This window comes from Streptomyces sp. NPDC002888 (assembly GCF_042888465.1).
Classification (GTDB): domain Bacteria; phylum Actinomycetota; class Actinomycetes; order Streptomycetales; family Streptomycetaceae; genus Streptomyces.
This window is the reverse complement of record NZ_JBIAPU010000024.1, coordinates 148,336-165,470: the sequence shown is the minus strand read 5'-3', so window position 1 is coordinate 165,470 and position 17,135 is coordinate 148,336. Positions and strand designations below refer to the sequence as shown.

The following is a 17,135-nucleotide window of genomic DNA, read 5'->3' as shown; positions in this document are numbered from 1 at the left end:
ACCCGCTCGAACAGCTCCCACATCTCATCCGGCACCAGGCGCTCAACGATCCCCACGAAGACACACTATCTACCGGACCAAATGAGACGACCTCTTAATACCTCCAGCGTGTCTTTTGGATGACGATCCGAATACCCCCGATTTCAGGGATTACGAACGCAGGTTAATCACAAATCGGGGCAGGCGCCCACTCGCCAGCGAATCGCCACAATCAAATCGACGGCTGCGCCAATTAGTCCATGAGGCGAGCGTGGACCGAAACCGTCGACGGAGCCCTCGCAAGTTCCGTCGTGATGGGCATCAGCCGTCGAAGAGATCCGTTTGCTCCCAACGAGCTGGAACCGGCTCGCCTGTGTCGAGCAAGCTCTCGAGTTGCGCGGCATTCTCGGCATCCAAACCCAGGATCAACCGAAGTGTTGTGCCCAGCAGCTCGGCATATGGAACGAGGGCCCGCGCCCCCGGTGGGCTGGCAGTCCTGCTGACGAAATTGCACCGCAGAGGAACGCGGGTGAGGGTGAGTGCTTGCGCTTCGACCACGCCCTCCTCCTGTCCCAACGCGGCGCTGATCCCATCGAGTTGCGGATCATGGGTGACGTCTTCGCCCGGGGCGTCGTAGCCGATGCTGCGATTGGTCATCAACATCCGGATCGAGGTCAAGGGGATGGCGAACCTGGCGGCACGTTCCCGGACCTCGGCCAGCAGGGGTACCTCGTACTCCTCGGGCGCATGGAGATCCTTACGGCTGGCGGCCACGAAGGCCACGAAGTCGGGGCCGCGCAGGCCGAGATGTCCATCGTCGATGACCCAGCGCCATGCGCCGCTGGCCCTCGCCGTTTCCCGTTCGACCACCATGCACACGTGCCCCTTCCACGTCTGCACTGCGCTGCGCATCAACCGCTGGAGGTTGGGTGTGTCCGTAATCTCGGTGCGCAGCAGCGTCTTGGCGTCCACGAGCGGTCGGATGCGACGCCAGAAAGCCTCATCCGTGATCTCCGGAGAGGAGAGGAGCAGACTCAGCGAAGCCTCGTCGAGGGACGTCTGGTGAGGCACGTTGGCCGGGAACTCGGCCAACGACCGGCCGCTGCCCTGCCACATGGCCGCCATCAACGTGGACATGCGACGCGACACATCCGGAACGGTGTGCCGGAAGACTTCTGAGAGAGCCAGGCGAGTGGGGTCGGTTTGGCCCTCACGTGCCGCCTCCACACCCGTACCGACCGTGTGCAGGAAGCGCTCCACCTGGCGCTCGCCCATGATGCCGCGACCGCCCTCGACGATCGCGTCGGACGCCAAAGCGGTCGGCGTCCGCGTAGGGGTGCGGGCAGGTAGCGCCCCGAGTCCGGAAGGATCGAGTACAAGGGTGTGATGCTCCTCAGCGACGGTCTCCAACTGGTCTCGCGCAGGCCCGGACCCGAGGTGGGCAAGTGGCACGACCAGCGGATGCTGCTCACGCTCGAAGAGCTGAACATCCGATGCCAGAAGTTTTGGATCAGAGGACGCACGAAGGTAGACGCGTCGTTCGGACCTGCGGGTGCCGGAGCTCCACGTCATCAACAGGTCCGGCACGTAGGTGTGGTTGAAGAAGTCCGTCCGCACGATCCGCACGGTGGGGTACACGTCCAGAAGGCGCCGCTGGACCACGTCCTTGACGCGCTCGACCGCTTGCCGCGGATCGGGGTGGTCGAGAGCGCTGTCGATCTCCGGCGCCACCGGCGTCACCATGACGACCTCCCCTGGCTGTTGTAGAAGTTGGCGACGACTCCACGCCAGTCGTCCAGCGGTACCAGCTTCTCCTGCTTCTCTGACATCACGACCAGCCAGAGCCGCTCGGACAAGTCCTCCACAAGCTCGTCCTTGATCGACTCGGCAGCCGCCTCCGGATCGTCGATGCCGAAGATCCGCAGCGACTCCGCGAGTACGGCTTCGCGGATCATCTGCGGGCTGGTGAGCAGGTCCCAGTCATTGGCACGGAAGGGCGCCCAGCTGATCCACATGTAGTGGTCTCCGAGCATGTACTCCTGGCTCAGCGCCACGTAGCACTTGGCCAGGAAGCTCTTATAAGCGGGGCCCTGGTCGCTCGCGGTCTTGCGCCACTTCACCTCGGCGCAGAACATCTGCCCGTCCCACTCGCCGCCACGCATCATCCCGCCGAGGTCGTACGAGAAGGGCCTCTCGTTGCCGTTCGGCCACCGCAAGGTGAGCTTCCGCGCCCACGCACCATCAATGTTGGTGTAGGACTGCGACACACGCATGGTGCCTTCAAGCCACCGCTTGACCCGCTGCACCGCCTCGGCGCCCTTGACGTGCTCTTCTTCACCCGGCACGGCGCAAGAGTATCTTTACGTACCATCTCCGATACAGAGTGCAAGAAATCTGGCAGCTACTCACAAGTGGTCGTCGGCAACGACTACGGTTGCGATCCCTTTACGGTCCCGCCAGCGGCCGGATCTGCCGGTCAGCCCGTGGGCGACCTCCACGACCAGACGCGCGGACCGCTCCGGATCCGTGGACTCTGGAAACTCCTGCCTGATGGTGACCGGATACGCGAAGCCGTCGACAACGACGTCCACCCCGCCCTCACGCGGAAAGTAGGACGACCCGACCTTCCGTACCTCGTGCCCTCGCCGCGCCGCCTCGGCGGCCAGCCCCTGCAGCATCAGAAGCGACCTGCGGCACAGCGCAGGCGGCATCACCAACTGCCTCGCGTTGTCCTTGAGCGCAGCTACAACCGGGTGAAGGGACGCCAGCCGCATGGGGACCCAGACCGCCGACGCGCCCGCCTTCGGTCGCTGACTCCGGGCATTGGGATGCGGGCCCTCCGCGAGGAAGAACTCCAGCCCGAGCAGACCGTACGGCACCTTCTCGATGCGCTTGCCCACCGGCTCCATGCCGTGCCGTTTCGCGTAGTTGACGACGCGCCGCCATTCCGCGATCTCCTCATCATCGGCATGGGCGAACCGGACGTGCCCTTCGGCGAGGAGCCGTTCGACCAACTCGCGAGCTTTCGCACGCCGCGCACGGGCGACGGGCCGCTCGCTGTACGGCGCCGGAGACTCGGCCAGCACCGACGGCTCACCGCGGTCAGCAGGCTCCGCCTCGTCGGGATAGCGGCCATGACGGAGATAGAAACGGCCGGCCTCCGTGACCTCCACAAGGGCAGCACCGCCGCCCTTGTCCACCGTCAAAAGCCCACGGTCACGCAGGGCACGCGTCGAGCGCCACTCCCCCGGCGCCCAGGCTCCTGGTTCCTCACCAGCCGCGAGCCGCTCAAGCAGCGCACACTGCCGTTCGTTCGGAGCAGGCCGTCGTTCCACAGCCTCCAGCCCACACCGCACGGGCGCGCCCTGTATAGACCCGGAAGAGCGGCTCCTTGCCGCCGGAGTCCCGCTGGGACTTACGGCTGCATCATCGAGAGCGTCACCAGTCCTCGACGCGTCACCGATTCTGGTCAGCGTGAAAGTACTTGAGCTGCCAAAAAGTCGTCTGACACCCCATCAGAACGAGCGTCAAATGAGCGTCACGAGCGTCATTTCAGCGTCAAGATATCACCTGTAACGCCCACACCGCGCATAATGCGCACGCACAAAACCGCAGGTCAGGAGCCCTTTGCGGCCGGTTCAAGGATCGCAACACACTCCACATGGTGCGTCATCGGAAACAGATCGAACGCCCGCAACGTCCGCACCCGATACCCCCCATCCCGGAAGTACCCCAGATCCCGCGCCAACGCCGCCGGATCGCACGCCACGTACGCGATCCTCCGCGCCCCCAGAGAAGCGAGGTGCTCCACCGTCTTCCGCCCCGCCCCCGCCCGCGGCGGATCGAGCACGATCAGGTCGACCTCACTGATCCCCGTGCGCGGCAGCACGCTCTCGACCTTGCCCTGTTCGATGCGCACCCGCTCGAAGCCCGCGAGGTTGTGCCGGGCGTCCTCGACGGCCCGCTTGCCGGACTCGATGCCGAGCACCGCGCCCTTCTCGCCGAGCCGGTCGGCGAGCGCGCCCGCGAACAGCCCCGCTCCGCAGTAGAGGTCCAGCGCCATCTCGCCCTTGCGCGGCAGCAGGCCCTGCATGACGGCCGTCACGAGTGTGTCCGCGGCCTTCGGGTGGACCTGCCAGAAGCCGCCGCTGCCGACGCGGTACGTACGGTCGTCGGCGCGCTCTCGGACGAAGGGGCGGCCGTGGACGCGGTGGACGCCGCCATCCTTTTCGCCGACTCGCATGACGGACACGGGCCGGTCCAGCTCGACGATCGGCAGGCGCGCGCCGGGCCGAGGCGTGAGGATCACCTGGCGGTCCTGCGACCCCGTCGCCGCGATCGCCTCGACCGACTCCATGCCGGTCCAGTCGCGCTTCTCGACGCCCAGCTCGTCGACACCCGGAGCGGCGATCATGCAGTGGTCGATCCGCTCGACCTCGTGCGAGCGGTGCCGGCGCAGACCGGCATGGCCCTCGGCGTCGACGGCGTACTGCACGCGCGTCCGCCACGCGGGCACCTCACCCGCCGGCAGCTTGTCGCCCTCGGCCGGCATCACCGTGCCGTCCCAGCCGGCCTCCTCGGGCGTGAGGCCCGCGAGGTGCTGGAGCTGCTCGGCGATCACCTCGCCCTTCAGGCGGCGCTGGGCGCCCGGCTTGGCGTGCTGCCAGTCGCAGCCGCCGCAGCGGCCGGGGCCCGCGAAGGGACAGGGCGCCTCGACACGGTCCTTCGACGCCGTCAGCACCTCGACCGCGTCCGCGCGCAGGAAGCGGGCGCCCTCCTCGCCCTCCGTCACCCGGGCCACGACCCGCTCACCCGGCAGCGCGTGCCGGACGAACAGCACCTGCCCCTCGGACGTACGAGCGATGCAGTGGCCGCCGTGGGCGACGGGGCCGATCTCGACCTCGTACTCCTCCCCGACCAGGGAGTTCCCCTCCTGAGACTTCTTCGGTTCTGCCTGCATGGCGGGGTGACTCCACAACGTCAAGGGGGTACGGCCGGACAACAGCCGACCAGTCTACGTGTTTCCCGCGCACGTCAGTTCTTGCCGCTGGACTCCTTCGCCCGCTCCGCAGGCCCCCGACGCACCGACCCCGGCGCGTTCCAGTCCTGCCGCTTGCGGGCCCGCTTCTTGGCCACCTCGGAGGACTGCAGCTGGTACGGCACCGACGTCACCATCACGCCCGGAGTGAACAGCAGCCGGCCCTTCAGCCGCAGGGCGCTCTGGTTGTGCAGCAGGTGCTCGTACCAGTGGCCGACCACGTACTCGGGGATGATCACGGAGACCGCGTCGCGCGGCGACTCCTTGCGCAGGCTCTTGACGTACTCGATGATCGGCCGCGTGATCTCGCGGTAGGGCGAGTCGAGCACCTTCAGCGGTACGTCGATGGCGCGCCGCTCCCACTCCTCGCGCAGCGCCTTCGTCTCGGCCGGGTCGACGTTGACGGTGAGCGCCTCCAGGGAGTCCGAGCGCATCAGCTTGGCGTAGGCCAGGGCGCGCAGGGCGGGGCGGTGGATCTTGGAGACGAGCAGCACCGAGTGGACGCGGGACGGACGGACGCTGTCGTCGCTGGGGCCCTCGGGGGCGGCGAGTTCCGCGGAGACGCCGTCGTAGTGGCGGCGGATCGCGGTCATCGTCACGTAGAAGATCACCATGCCGAGCAGGGCGACCCAGGCGCCGTGGGTGAACTTGGTGCCGAGGACGACGACCAGGACCAGGCCGGTGAAGAAGGCGCCGAAGGCGTTGATGGCGCGCGAGCGGACCATGTGCCGGCGCTTGGCCGGGTCCGTCTCGGTGGCCAGGTGGCGGTTCCAGTGCCGGACCATGCCGGTCTGGCTGAGGGTGAAGGACACGAACACGCCGACGATGTACAGCTGGATCAGACGGGTCGAGTCGGCGCCGTAGATCCACACCAGCAGCGTGGCCGCGCCGGCGAGGAGCACGATGCCGTTGGAGAAGGCGAGGCGGTCGCCGCGGGTGTGCAGCTGGCGCGGGAGGTAGCGGTCCTGGGCAAGGATCGAGCCGAGCACCGGGAAGCCGTTGTAGGCGGTGTTGGCCGCCAGGAACAGCACCAGGGCCGTCGCCGCGGCCAGCACGATGAACAGGAAGCTGCCCTTGCCGAACACCGCCTCGGCGACCTGGGTGATCACCGGGTTCTGCACATAGCCGGAGCCGACCGCGACACCGTTCTTCAGCAGGTCGGTGGCCGGGTTCTCCGCCATCCGCACGTCGGTGACCAGGGCGAGCACGATGATGCCGCAGAACATGGTGACGGCGAGCAGGCCCATCGCGGCCAGCGTCGACGCCGCGTTCTTCGACTTGGGCTTGCGGAAGGCCGGAACACCGTTGGAGATCGCCTCGACGCCGGTGAGCGCGGCACAGCCGGAGGAGAAGGCGCGCAGCAGCAGGAAGACGAGGGCGAAGCCCGCGAGGCCCTGGTGCTCGGCCTCGATGTGGAACTGCGCCGTCGGCGCCCGCATGGTGTCGCCGAGCACGATCCCGCGGAACGCGCCCCACGCGATCATGATGAAGACGCCCGCGACGAAGACGTACGTGGGAATCGCGAAGAGCTTTCCGGACTCCTTGACGCCGCGCAGGTTCATCAGCGTCAGCAGCACGATCACGGCGACCGCGCAGATCGTCTTGTGCTCGACGACGAAGGGGATCGCGGAGCCGAGGTTCTCGATGCCCGAGGAGATCGACACGGCGACGGTGAGGACGTAGTCGACGAGCAGCGCGCTGGCGACCGTCAGGCCCGCCCTGGGACCGAGGTTGGTGTTCGCCACCTCGTAGTCGCCGCCGCCGCTGGGGTAGGCGTGGACGTTCTGCCGGTAGGAGGCGACCACCGTGAACATCAGCACGACGACGGCGAGCGCGATCCAGGGGCTGAAGTGGTACGCCGACACGCCCGCGATGGACAGGACCAGCAGCACCTCGCCGGGCGCATACGCGACGGAGGACAGCGGGTCGGAGGCGAAAACGGGTAGGGCGATGCGCTTCGGCAGGAGCGTTTCTCCGAGCCGATCACTGCGCAGTGCGCGCCCGATCAGAATCCGCTTGGGCACGTCGGTCAGTTTGGACACAACAGAGGATCGTACGGCGTCGAACACGGGCAAGCCCACCTGCCATCCCTGTTCTGCCTCACGAGTGAAATCCGGGGCCCGGAACGCGACGGATTCCGCGGCCATGGCCACCCCCGTGCCTAGATGGCTGAACCCCGTCCGTCCTCGTCCTCAGGAGGTTCCATGCCCGCGATCGCCGTGCTCGTCGGCGCCGCCGCCGCGCTCCTCGGCCTCGGATTCCTGACTGTGTGGAGCGTGCGGAGCATCACTCGCCGCTGAATGGGAAGGCCCGTTACGGAACCGGCCGAGGGGCGGCCCCGCACGGGAGCCGGCTGTGCCGGATGGGAGGACGGCTGTGCCGGATCAGAAGCACGCGGGGGATCAGGACCACGCGCGGAATCGGGAGCACCCCCACGGCGAGCATCCCCACGACGCGCACCCCGAGGACAAGCACCCCCACCACGAGCACCCCCATGACGCGCCCCTGTTCGAGGCATGGGACGACCACCTGTTCAAGGGGGTGGCCGGGCATTACGAGCGCGGTCGGCTGCCGTACGCGGACGGCCTCGCCGACGCCCTCGCCGCCGAGCTGGCCCTCGACGGCACGGGAACCCTCGCGGACCTCGGCTGCGGGCCCGGCACGCTCGCCCGCCCCCTCGCCGGGCACTTCGCGCGGGTCGTGGCCGTGGATCCCGACCCGGACATGGTCGAGCGGGGCCGGGAGCTCGCCGCCGCGGCGGGAATCACCACCATCACCTGGCTCACCCGACCGGCCGAGGACGTCTTGTTCGACGACGGGGAGATCGACACGGCCGTCTTCGCACAGTCGTTCCACTGGATGGACCGCGGCCGCGTCGCCCGCAACCTGCGCAGGGCCCTTCGGACCGGCGGCCACCTCGTGCACATCGCCGACGTGAAGACCGAGCGGCCGCACGACGGAGGAATCCCCCGGACGGAGATCGACACGCTCGTCCGTGAGTTCCTCGGCGAGGTCAGACGCGCCGGCCGCCGGCTGCTGCCGCAGGGCACCCCCGGCGGCGAGGAGGACGTACTGGCGCGGGCGGGCTTCGTCGGCCCCCGGCGGATCGTGGTGAAGGCCGGGGGAACGCTGCACCGGACGGTCGACGACGTCGTCGCGGAGCAGTACTCCATGTCGTTCTCGGCCCCGCACCTGTTCGGCGAGGCCCTTGGGGAGTTCGACGCCCGCCTGCGGGCGCTGCTCGCGCGCCACGCCGTCGACGGGGGCTTCGAGGTCGGCCTCCCGAGCACGGACGTACGCGTGTGGACCAATCCCCCGCAGCCCTGACACTTCGGGCCTCTCCGCCCCGCTTCCGCCCGACCGATACGTTGGAAACGGCAGTCCGCGGCGGCGCCCCGGCCCCGAACAGGGGCATGGCCGAGAATCACCGGCATGATGGTGCCTGGCGGCCCGAGCAGGCCGCGCCCGTTGCCCGGCAAGCCGAGAGAGGGACATGAGCAAGACGTTGACGCAGGCCGCACGGCCTGCGGGGAGTGTGGTGTAAGGCCGTGCATATCGTGATCATGGGCTGCGGCAGAGTGGGTTCCGCTCTCGCCCAGACCCTGGAGCAACAGGGGCACACGGTCGCCGTGATCGACCAGGACCCCACCGCCTTCCGACGCCTGGGCTCCTCCTTCGGCGGCCGCCGGGTCACCGGAGTCGGTTTCGACCAGGACACGCTGCGCGAGGCGGGCATCGAGGAGGCCGGCGCCTTCGCCGCCGTCTCCAGCGGCGACAACTCCAACATCATCGCCGCGCGTGTGGCCCGGGAGATGTTCGGCATCGAGAACGTCGCCGCCCGCATCTACGACCCCCGGCGCGCCGAGGTCTACCAGCGCCTGGGGATCCCGACGGTCGCCACGGTCCGCTGGACGGCCGACCAGATGCTGCGCCGCCTGCTGCCGTCCGGCGCCGAGCCGCTGTGGCGCGACCCCACCGGCGGCGTCCAGCTCGCCGAGGTGCACGCCTCGGCCGCCTGGGTCGGCCACAAGATCAGCAAGATGCAGGAGGAGACGGGCGTCCGTGTGGCGTTCCTGACGCGCCTCGGCGAGGCGATCCTGCCCACCTCGCAGACGGTGCTGCAGGAGGGCGACCTGGTGCACGTGATGATGCGTACGGACGACGTCGAGAAGATCGAGGCGTCGTTCGCCGAGGGCCCGCAGGAAGGCGGTCACTGATGAGGGTCGCCATTGCCGGAGCCGGTGCGGTGGGCCGCTCGATCGCGGGCGAGCTCCTGGAGAACGGCCACGAGGTCCTGCTCGTCGACAAGGCGCCGACGGCCATCTCGGTCGAGCGTGTCCCGCAGGCGGAGTGGCTGCTCGCCGACGCCTGCGAGATCACCTCTCTCGACGAGGCGGCGCTCCAGCGCTGCAACGTCGTGATCGCCGCGACGGGCGACGACAAGGTCAACCTGGTCGTCTCCCTGCTGGCCAAGACGGAGTACGGCGTCCCGCGCGTCGTCGCCCGTGTGAACAACCCGAAGAACGAGTGGCTGTTCAACGAGTCCTGGGGCGTGGACGTCGCCGTCTCCACCCCGCGCCTGATGTCGGCCCTGGTCGAGGAGGCGGTGAGCGTCGGCGATCTGGTCCGGCTGCTGCGCTTCAGCCACGGCGACGCCAACCTCGTCGAACTCACCCTGCCCGAGGAGTCCGCCCTGGCCGGCACCCAGGTCGGCGACGTGGAGTGGCCCGAGGACACCTCCCTGGTCACCATCATCCGCGGCACCCGCGTCCTCACCCCCTCCCGGGACGACTCCCTGGAGGCGGGCGACGAGCTGCTCTTCGTGGCCGCGCAGGCGAGGGAGGAACAGTTGGAGGACCTGCTGTCGGTGCGCCGGGAGGACGCGTAGCCTGCTGACGCCGGTCGGGCATTCCAGCCCGACCGGCGTTTGAGGGCACCGGGCGCTAGGCGTCCCGCCGGTGCCGCCCTCCGGCCTCCGCGGCCGCCTTCTCCTCGTCGGCCTTCTCCTCCTCGGCCTTCTCCGCCGCCTCCATCTCCGCGAACACGTCGATCGGCGCGGGCGCCTTCGCCAGGAACACCCAGGTCAGCCACACGGCCAGCAGGAACGGCGGAATCTTCAACGCCACCAGCACCCAGCCCAGCTGCGCCGTGTCCGCCCACCAGTACAGCGGGAAGAGGATCGCGCACTTGGCGAGCAGGATCAGTCCCCAGGCCCAACTGGCCTTGGTGTACGCCTTCTTGCGGCCCGGGTTCCGCGTGCGCCAGGACAGGTTCTCCTTGAAGACCGGGCCGAGCATCAGACCGATCAGCGGCACACCGCACAGGGCCGTGATGATGTACGCCAGCGACAGACCCAGCGTGTAGATCATGCCGGGCAGGTAGAAGTCCTTGGCGTTGCCGGTCATCATCGCGAAGACCACACCGAAGGCGACGCCGAAGACACCGCTGAAGGCGTGCTTCACGGTGTCCTTCATGGCCAGCCGGACCACGACCAGGACCAGCGACACCGCGAGCGCGGCGATCGCGGACATGTGCAGGTCCTTGTTGATCGTGAAGATGGTGACGAAGAGGAGGCCCGGCACCACGGTCTCGACCATGCCCCGGACCCCGCCGAACGCCTCGAACAGCGCTGCCTCCGTCACCGCCCGGGCGTCCTGCTGCTGAGTGTCTTCGGTCGGCTTGTCGAGCGACGTCACCGGCTACTCCCGTCCGAGGGGCCTGAGTTCGTACTTGGGGTTGAACAGCACCCGGCGGCCGCGGCTCATCGAGATCCGGCCCGATGCGATCAGCTTGCGCCCCGGTTCTATCCCGACTATGGAACGCCTGCCGAGCCACACCACGTCCAGCGCCGCGGAACCGTCGAACAGCTCGGCCTCCAGGGCCGGGACGCCCGCGCGGGGCCGCAGGGTGACCGTGCGCAAGGTACCAGTAACCGTCACGATCTGCCGGTCATGACAGTCGCCGATGCGCGTACATCCCGCGGTCTCGGCGTCCTCGCGCAGCTCCTCCGACTCCAGGTCCTCCTGGGACGAGGAAAGCCGGTCGAGCATGCGCCGGAACCGGCCCACCGGCTTTTCGGAACGAGGAACAGCAGTCATATCTGAAGCGTACCGGGGCCCACTGACGGCGACGTACTCCTGGGCGGAGCCCTCGTGGGAGGCGGCTCACGTCGCTCACTTCTCGAACCGGTACCCCATCCCCGGCTCGGTGATGAAGTGCTTCGGGTGCGACGGATCGGCCTCCAGCTTCCTCCGCAGCTGGGCCATGTACACCCGCAGGTAATTGGTCTCCGTCCCGTACGACGGCCCCCACACCTCCTGCAACAGCTGCCGCTGGCTGACCAGCCGCCCCGTGTTGCGCACCAGCACCTCCAGCAGATGCCACTCCGTGGGCGTCAGCCGTACGTCCTTCCCTCCCCGGTTCACCTTCTTCGCGGCCAGGTCGACGGTGAACTCACCGGTCTCCACCATCACGTCGTCCTCATCGTCCCCGGTCGGTTCGGCACGGCGCACCGCGGCCCGCAGCCGCGCCAGCAGCTCGTCCATGCCGAAGGGCTTGGTGACGTAGTCGTCGGCGCCCGCGTCCAGCGCCTCGACCTTCTCGTCGGAGGAGTGCCGGGCGGACAGCACCAGGATCGGAACACGTGTCCAGCCGCGCAGGCCCCTGATCACCTCGACGCCGTCCATGTCGGGCAGGCCCAGGTCGAGGACGACCACGTCGGGGTGGCGTGCGGCGGCCAGCTGCAGGGCGGTGGCGCCGTCGTGTGCCGCGTCGACCTCGTACTTGCGCGCCTTGAGGTTGATCACGAGGGCGCGCACGATCTGCGGCTCGTCGTCGATCACGAGCACCCGGGTCATGAGACCTGCCTTTCCGGTTCCACGGGACGTACCTGTGCGGCGTCCGCTTCGAGGACGTCCACGCGCGGTCCCGCAGCGCGGAGCGTCAGCACCATGGTGAGGCCGCCGCCGGGCGTGTCCTCGGCGTCGAGCGTGCCGCCCATGGCCTCGGCGAACCCGCGCGCGACCGCGAGGCCGAGGCCCACGCCCGCCCCGCGCGGAGCGTCACCGTAGCGCTGGAAGGGCTCGAATATGCGCTCCTTCGCCTCGTCCGGCACACCTGGCCCCCGGTCGACCACCCGCACCTCGACCCGGTCGGCGAGGGCGCTGGCGGCGACCAGGACGGCCCCGCCGGGCGGGCTGTACTTGACGGCGTTCTCGACCAGGTTGGCCACCGAGCGCTCCAGCAGCCCCGGATCCACGGCGACCATGGGCAGGCTCTCCGGGATGTCCAGGTCGACGCTGTCCACGCTGTCCTCGGGGACCCCGCCGAGCGCCATCGGCACCACCTCGTCGAGGTCGATCTCCCGGATCAGCGGGGTGACCGTACCTGTCTGGAGCCGTGACATGTCCAGCAGGTTGCCCACCAGGTGGTCGAGCCGGTCGGCGCCCTCCTCGATGCCCTCCAGCAGCTCCGCCTGGTCCTCCTCCGACCAGGTCACGTCGTCGGATCGCAGGCTGGAGACCGCCGCCTTGATCGCGGCCAGGGGCGTACGGAGGTCATGGCTGACGGCGGCCAGAAGTGCCGTGCGGATGCGGTTGCCCTCGGCCAGCGTGCGGGCCCGGTCGGCCTCCTCCTGGAGGCGGCGGCGGTCCAGCACCACGGCGGCCTGCGCGGCGAACGCGGCCAGCACCCGGCGGTCCTCGGCGGGCAGCACCCGGCCGGTGAGCGCCAGCGCCATGTGGTCCCCGACCGGCACGTCCACGTCCGCGGCCTCGGGCCGGTCCACCGGCCGCCCGAGGCCGACGTGTCCCGCGCAGGTCCACGGGTCGACGTCGCTGTGCCGCTCCAGCAGGGCCGCCGACTCCATGCCGAAGGTCTCGCGCACCCGCTCCAGCAGCGCCTCCAGGCTGGTCTCGCCGCGCAGGACGTTACCCGCGAGGAAGGAAAGGATCTCCGACTCCGCGCGCAGCCGCGCCGCCTGATGGGTCCGGCGGGCCGCCACGTCCACCACCGACGCGACCGACACCGCGACGCCCACGAAGATCGCTAGGGCGACGATGTGCTTGGGGTCGGCGATCGTCAGCCGGTGCAGGGGCGGTGTGTAGAAGTAGTTCAGCAGCAGCGACCCGAAGGCCGCCGAGGCGAGCGCCGGCAGGAGGCCGCCGAGCAGCGCCGCCGCCACCGTCAGTGTCAGGAACAGCAGCATGTCGTTGGCGAACCCGAGGTGGACCGTGTTCAGCAGCACCGCCAGGATCGCCGGGCCGGCCACGCCGACCGCCCAGCCCCAGATGATCCGGGCCCGCCCGAGCCGCGCGCCCCGCGCCACCGGCAGCCCGCGCCCCTTGGCGACCTCGTCGTGGGTCACGATGTGCACGTCGATGTCGGCCCCCGACTCCCGGGCGACCGTCGCGCCGACGCCGGGCCCGAAGACGTACTGCCAGCTCTTGCGGCGCGAGGAGCCGAGAACGACCTGCGTGGCGTTGGCCCCGCGGGCGAACTCCAGCAGCGCGGCCGGTATGTCGTCGCCGACGACATGGTGGAACGTACCGCCGAGATCCTCGACGAGGGTGCGCTGCACGGCCAGTTCCTTGGGTGAGGCGGAGGTCAGTCCGTCACTGCGCGCTATGTACACGGCCAGCACCTCGCCGCCGGCGCCCTTCTCCGCGAGCCGGGCCGCCCGCCGGATCAGCGTCCGCCCCTCGGGACCGCCGGTCAGACCGACCACGATCCGCTCCCGGGAACCCCAGATCGCCGACACCCGGTGCTCGCTGCGGTACTGCTTCAGGTACTCGTCGACGCGGTCCGCCACCCACAGCAGCGCCAGCTCGCGCAGCGCGGTGAGGTTGCCCGGCCGGAAGTAGTTCGACAGGGCCGCGTCGACCTTGTCCGGCTTGTAGATGTTGCCGTGTGCCATACGCCGGCGCAGCGCCTGCGGCGACATGTCCACCAGTTCGATCTGGTCGGCGCGGCGGACCACCTCGTCGGGCAGGGTCTCCCGCTGCCGCACCCCCGTGATCGACTCGACCACGTCGCCCAGCGACTCCAGGTGCTGGATGTTCACCGTCGAGACCACGTCGATCCCGGCGACGAGCAGTTCCTCCACGTCCTGCCAGCGCTTGGCGTTGCGCGAGCCCGGGACGTTGGTGTGGGCCAGCTCGTCCACCAGGGCGACCTGGGGGTGGCGGGCCAGGACGGCGTCGACGTCCATCTCGGTGAAGGACGTGCCCCGGTGGTCGAGCTGCCTGCGCCGGACCTGCTCGAGCCCGTGCAGCAGCACCTCGGTGCGCTGCCGGTCGTGGTGCTCCACGAAGGCGACCACGCAGTCCGTGCCCCGTTCGACCCTCCGGTGCGCCTCGGACAGCATCGCGTAGGTCTTGCCCACGCCCGGTGCCGCGCCGAGATAGATCCGCAGCTTGCCGCGTGCCATGTCCCCATTGTCTTCCGGTAACCCCTGCCTACGCAGCGTCGACCTTACGGCCAACGATGCCGACAAAGGGGACGCCGGGTGGCTCAGGGGACACCTTTGACACAACCCTGACGCCCCGGACGCGAACAGCCCGGGCAAGTGAACCCGGGCATGTGAAAGGGCCGCACCCCGAGGGGTACGGCCCTGTGGCACGGCCCTGTGCGGCTCAGCCCGCTAGCGGACCTCGGTGATCTCCGGGCCGCGCTGGAGCTGCCCCATGCCGCCGGAGAAGCGCGACGAGCCATCGTCCTGCTGGACTCCCTCGGGCACCATCTGAGCGTCGTTCGGCAGCTTCAGGACGATCGGGTCGCGAGGCGCCATCGGGCCTTCCCCGCGGACCACGACCGTGTCCCGGAAGATCTGCTCCAGCAGACCGGCGGCCTGCGGCTGCACCGCGCCCTGCCCCGAGATCACGCCGCGCAGGAACCAGCGGGGCCCGTCCACACCGACGAACCGCACCACCTGGAATCCGCCCGTGCCGTCCGGCAGCTGTACCGGTACCTGAGCGCGCAGCTCCCAGCCCAGCGGGCCCTCGACCTCGTCGATGATGCCGCCCTGCTGGGTGATCCCGGCGCCGATCTCCTCGCGCACCTCGCCCCAGATGCCCTCGCGCTTGGGCGCGGCGAAGGCCTGCAGCTGGACGGCGCTGTCGCGCAGGACGACCGTCGCCGCGACGATCGCGTCGCCCGCGACCTCGACCCGCAGCTCCATGCCGTCGACCCCCGGCACGAACAGACCGCCGAGATCCACCCGGCCCTCGGCCGGGTCACGGACCTCGGAGTCGTCCCAGGGCCCGTCGGGCCGCGGCTCCGGCTCGAGCCTCACCCGCTCGCGCTCGCCCTCTTCCTCGTCCGCCTCAGTGTCGACACTGTCGACGACCTGCTCGGCCTCGCCGGCCGCGTCCTCGGCGGCATCCCTCTTCTTGCGACGTCCGAACACGTCACTGTCCTTCCCGGTCGGATACGACCGAAGCGTATCGATTCCCACCCGTCGCGCCGCCTACGGCGGCCTGACCCCTTGTGCCACTTGCGCCGTCCACCGCGGCGTGGCCACCGGTGGACCCGAAGCCCCCCTCGGCCCGCACCGAATCGGGAAGCTCCGCGACCTCCTGGAAGCGGACCCTCTCGACCTGCTGGACGACCAGTTGGGCAATCCGGTCGAAGCGCTCGAACCGCACGGACTCGCGCGGGTCGAGATTCACCACGATCACCTTGATCTCCCCACGGTACCCGGCATCAACCGTCCCCGGGGCATTCACGAGGGCGACACCGCATCGGGCGGCGAGCCCCGAACGCGGGTGCACGAAGGCCGCGTACCCCTCCGGGAGCGCGATGGACACCCCCGTGGGCAGCACGGCCCGCTCGCCCGGCCTCAGTTCGCAGCCCTCGGTGGTCCGCAGATCGGCCCCCGCGTCGCCGGGGTGCTCGTACGTCGGAAGCGGTACGTCGGGGTCGACGCGCCGGATCAGGACGTTCAGGGACTCACGGCCGACGGGGCTCACGGGGCTCGCGGGGCTCACGGGTTCACCTCGAAGGCGCGGGCGCGCCGGACCTGGTCCGGGTCGCTCATCGCGGCCTGGATCTCTTCCTCGCGGCCGTGGTTGACGAAGTGCTCGACCCTGACCTCGATGAAGAGGGCGTCGGCCCGCACGGCCACGGGCCCGTCGGGGCCGCCGACGCGGCCGGTCGCGGTCGAGTAGATCTTGCGCCCGGCCACCGCGGTCACCTCGGCCTCCAGGTACAGCGTGGTGCCCACGGGCACGGGCCGCACGAAGTCGGTCTCCAGCCGGCCGGTCACGGCGATCGTGCGCAGCAGCCAGTTCAGCGAGCCGAGGGTCTCGTCGAGGGCACTCGTGAGGACTCCGCCGTGCGCGAGTCCGGGAGCCCCCTGGTGGGCGGGCTGCACGGTGAACTCGGCGGTGATGGTGACCCCTTCGCCGGCCCGCGCCTCCAGGTGCAGCCCGTGCGACTGCTCACCGCCGCACCCGAAACACTGTTCGTAGTGGGCACCGAGGAGCTCACCGGGCGCGGGAGCGTCGGGGTGCCGCACCGGTTTCACGGCGTCGGCGGGAGGATCGACAGCTGCGGAAGTACCACTCACAGCCGCAGACCTTACCCGCGCGTCGGCCACATCCGGACACCGTGCCAAGCTTGGCTCCATGCAGCTCTCCGCGGCCCCGTACGAAGAACGTCTCACGGCCCCCCGCTCCTGGTGGTTGATCTCCTTCCTGGTGGGGGTTTCGTTCGCCCTCGTCCTGCTTCCCTTCGGCACGCTGCCGTTGCTCGCCGGCCTGGTTGGCGGCACCGCGGCCGCGGCCGTCGCGGCCAGCTCGTACGGCTCGATCCGCATCCGGGTCGTGGGGGACTCCCTGCTCGCGGGCGAGGCGAAGATCCCGGTCACGGCCCTGGGCGAGGCGGAGGTCCTGGACGCGGAGGAGGCCCGGGCCTGGCGCACCTACAAGGCGGACACCCGCGCGTTCCTGCTGCTGCGCTCCTACATCCCCACCGCCCTGCGCGTGGAGGTCACCGACCCCGCTGACCCGACGCCGTACCTGTACCTGTCGACGCGGGAGCCGGAACGCCTGGCGGAGGCCCTCAAGACCGCCCGGGCTGCCGCGGCTTAGGGGTCCTTGCACAATGAGCGCCCGATCAG

The 17,135-nt window shown here is 69.7% G+C and carries 16 protein-coding genes; 4 read left to right on the top strand and 12 right to left on the bottom strand.

What is annotated here, in order from left to right; genetic code table 11:
* Positions 1-300: 300 nt before the first annotated feature.
* The 5 genes from ACFYWX_RS33620 to ACFYWX_RS33600 form a co-directional block, all read right to left on the bottom strand.
* Entirely contained in the window at positions 301-1,722 is a 1,422-nt protein-coding gene (locus ACFYWX_RS33620; RefSeq protein WP_389428609.1) for a hypothetical protein, read from the bottom strand.
* The gene (locus ACFYWX_RS33615) at positions 1,716-2,324 is read right to left on the bottom strand and encodes a hypothetical protein (protein ID WP_389428608.1); all 609 of its coding nucleotides are present in this window, start codon (positions 2,322-2,324) and stop codon (positions 1,716-1,718) included. The genes ACFYWX_RS33620 and ACFYWX_RS33615 overlap by 7 nt, the downstream gene beginning before the upstream one ends.
* 60 nt (positions 2,325-2,384) lie before the next feature.
* Positions 2,385-3,185, bottom strand: a complete 801-nt coding sequence (locus ACFYWX_RS33610) for a hypothetical protein (RefSeq protein WP_389428607.1) — start codon at positions 3,183-3,185, stop codon at positions 2,385-2,387.
* A gap of 410 nt (positions 3,186-3,595) precedes the next feature.
* Entirely contained in the window at positions 3,596-4,939 is a 1,344-nt protein-coding gene (locus ACFYWX_RS33605) for a class I SAM-dependent RNA methyltransferase (protein WP_389428606.1), read from the bottom strand.
* 74 nt (positions 4,940-5,013) lie between these two features.
* Positions 5,014-7,059 (bottom strand): APC family permease, encoded by a 2,046-nt coding sequence (locus ACFYWX_RS33600; protein ID WP_389428605.1) that lies wholly within the window; start codon positions 7,057-7,059, stop codon positions 5,014-5,016.
* Positions 7,060-7,393: 334 nt separating this feature from the next.
* Here ACFYWX_RS33600 and ACFYWX_RS33595 point away from each other — a divergent pair, with 334 nt between their 5' ends.
* The 3 genes from ACFYWX_RS33595 to ACFYWX_RS33585 all read left to right on the top strand — a co-directional run bounded on the left by ACFYWX_RS33595 (position 7,394) and on the right by ACFYWX_RS33585 (position 9,905).
* Complete coding sequence (locus ACFYWX_RS33595; RefSeq protein WP_389428604.1) at positions 7,394-8,344, top strand: class I SAM-dependent methyltransferase; 951 nt, start codon at positions 7,394-7,396, stop codon at positions 8,342-8,344.
* A 221-nt stretch (positions 8,345-8,565) separates the two neighbouring features.
* Positions 8,566-9,234: a potassium channel family protein gene (locus ACFYWX_RS33590; RefSeq protein ID WP_389428603.1), complete on the top strand. Its 669-nt coding sequence runs from the start codon at positions 8,566-8,568 to the stop codon at positions 9,232-9,234.
* Positions 9,234-9,905 carry a potassium channel family protein gene (locus ACFYWX_RS33585; protein ID WP_389428602.1) on the top strand — a complete coding sequence of 224 codons (672 nt, stop codon included), beginning with the start codon at positions 9,234-9,236 and terminating at the stop codon, positions 9,903-9,905. The genes ACFYWX_RS33590 and ACFYWX_RS33585 overlap by 1 nt, the downstream gene beginning before the upstream one ends.
* A gap of 55 nt (positions 9,906-9,960) precedes the next feature.
* Here ACFYWX_RS33585 and ACFYWX_RS33580 read toward each other — a convergent pair whose 3' ends face one another.
* From ACFYWX_RS33580 to ACFYWX_RS33550, 7 genes are all read right to left on the bottom strand, one after another.
* Positions 9,961-10,713, bottom strand: coding sequence for a DUF3159 domain-containing protein (locus tag ACFYWX_RS33580; RefSeq protein ID WP_389428601.1), 753 nt, complete (start codon positions 10,711-10,713; stop codon positions 9,961-9,963).
* A gap of 3 nt (positions 10,714-10,716) precedes the next feature.
* Positions 10,717-11,115 carry an OB-fold nucleic acid binding domain-containing protein gene (locus tag ACFYWX_RS33575; protein ID WP_063768301.1) on the bottom strand — a complete coding sequence of 133 codons (399 nt, stop codon included), beginning with the start codon at positions 11,113-11,115 and terminating at the stop codon, positions 10,717-10,719.
* Between the two features lie 75 nt (positions 11,116-11,190).
* The gene (locus ACFYWX_RS33570; protein ID WP_389428600.1) at positions 11,191-11,874 is read right to left on the bottom strand and encodes a response regulator; all 684 of its coding nucleotides are present in this window, start codon (positions 11,872-11,874) and stop codon (positions 11,191-11,193) included.
* Positions 11,871-14,444: an ATP-binding protein gene (locus ACFYWX_RS33565; RefSeq protein ID WP_389428599.1), complete on the bottom strand. Its 2,574-nt coding sequence runs from the start codon at positions 14,442-14,444 to the stop codon at positions 11,871-11,873. Before ACFYWX_RS33565 ends, ACFYWX_RS33570 begins: the two co-directional genes overlap by 4 nt.
* A gap of 213 nt (positions 14,445-14,657) precedes the next feature.
* On the bottom strand, positions 14,658-15,422 hold the full coding sequence (locus tag ACFYWX_RS33560; RefSeq protein WP_389428598.1) for a DUF3710 domain-containing protein: 765 nt from the start codon (positions 15,420-15,422) through the stop codon (positions 14,658-14,660).
* A gap of 1 nt (position 15,423) precedes the next feature.
* Entirely contained in the window at positions 15,424-16,002 is a 579-nt protein-coding gene (dut, locus tag ACFYWX_RS33555; RefSeq protein WP_389428597.1) for a dUTP diphosphatase, read from the bottom strand.
* Positions 15,999-16,583 carry a PaaI family thioesterase gene (locus ACFYWX_RS33550; RefSeq protein ID WP_389428596.1) on the bottom strand — a complete coding sequence of 195 codons (585 nt, stop codon included), beginning with the start codon at positions 16,581-16,583 and terminating at the stop codon, positions 15,999-16,001. Before ACFYWX_RS33550 ends, dut begins: the two co-directional genes overlap by 4 nt.
* Before the next feature lie 58 nt (positions 16,584-16,641).
* Here ACFYWX_RS33550 and ACFYWX_RS33545 point away from each other — a divergent pair, with 58 nt between their 5' ends.
* Positions 16,642-17,106 (top strand): DUF3093 domain-containing protein, encoded by a 465-nt coding sequence (locus ACFYWX_RS33545; RefSeq protein ID WP_389428595.1) that lies wholly within the window; start codon positions 16,642-16,644, stop codon positions 17,104-17,106.
* Positions 17,107-17,135 lie beyond the last annotated feature (29 nt).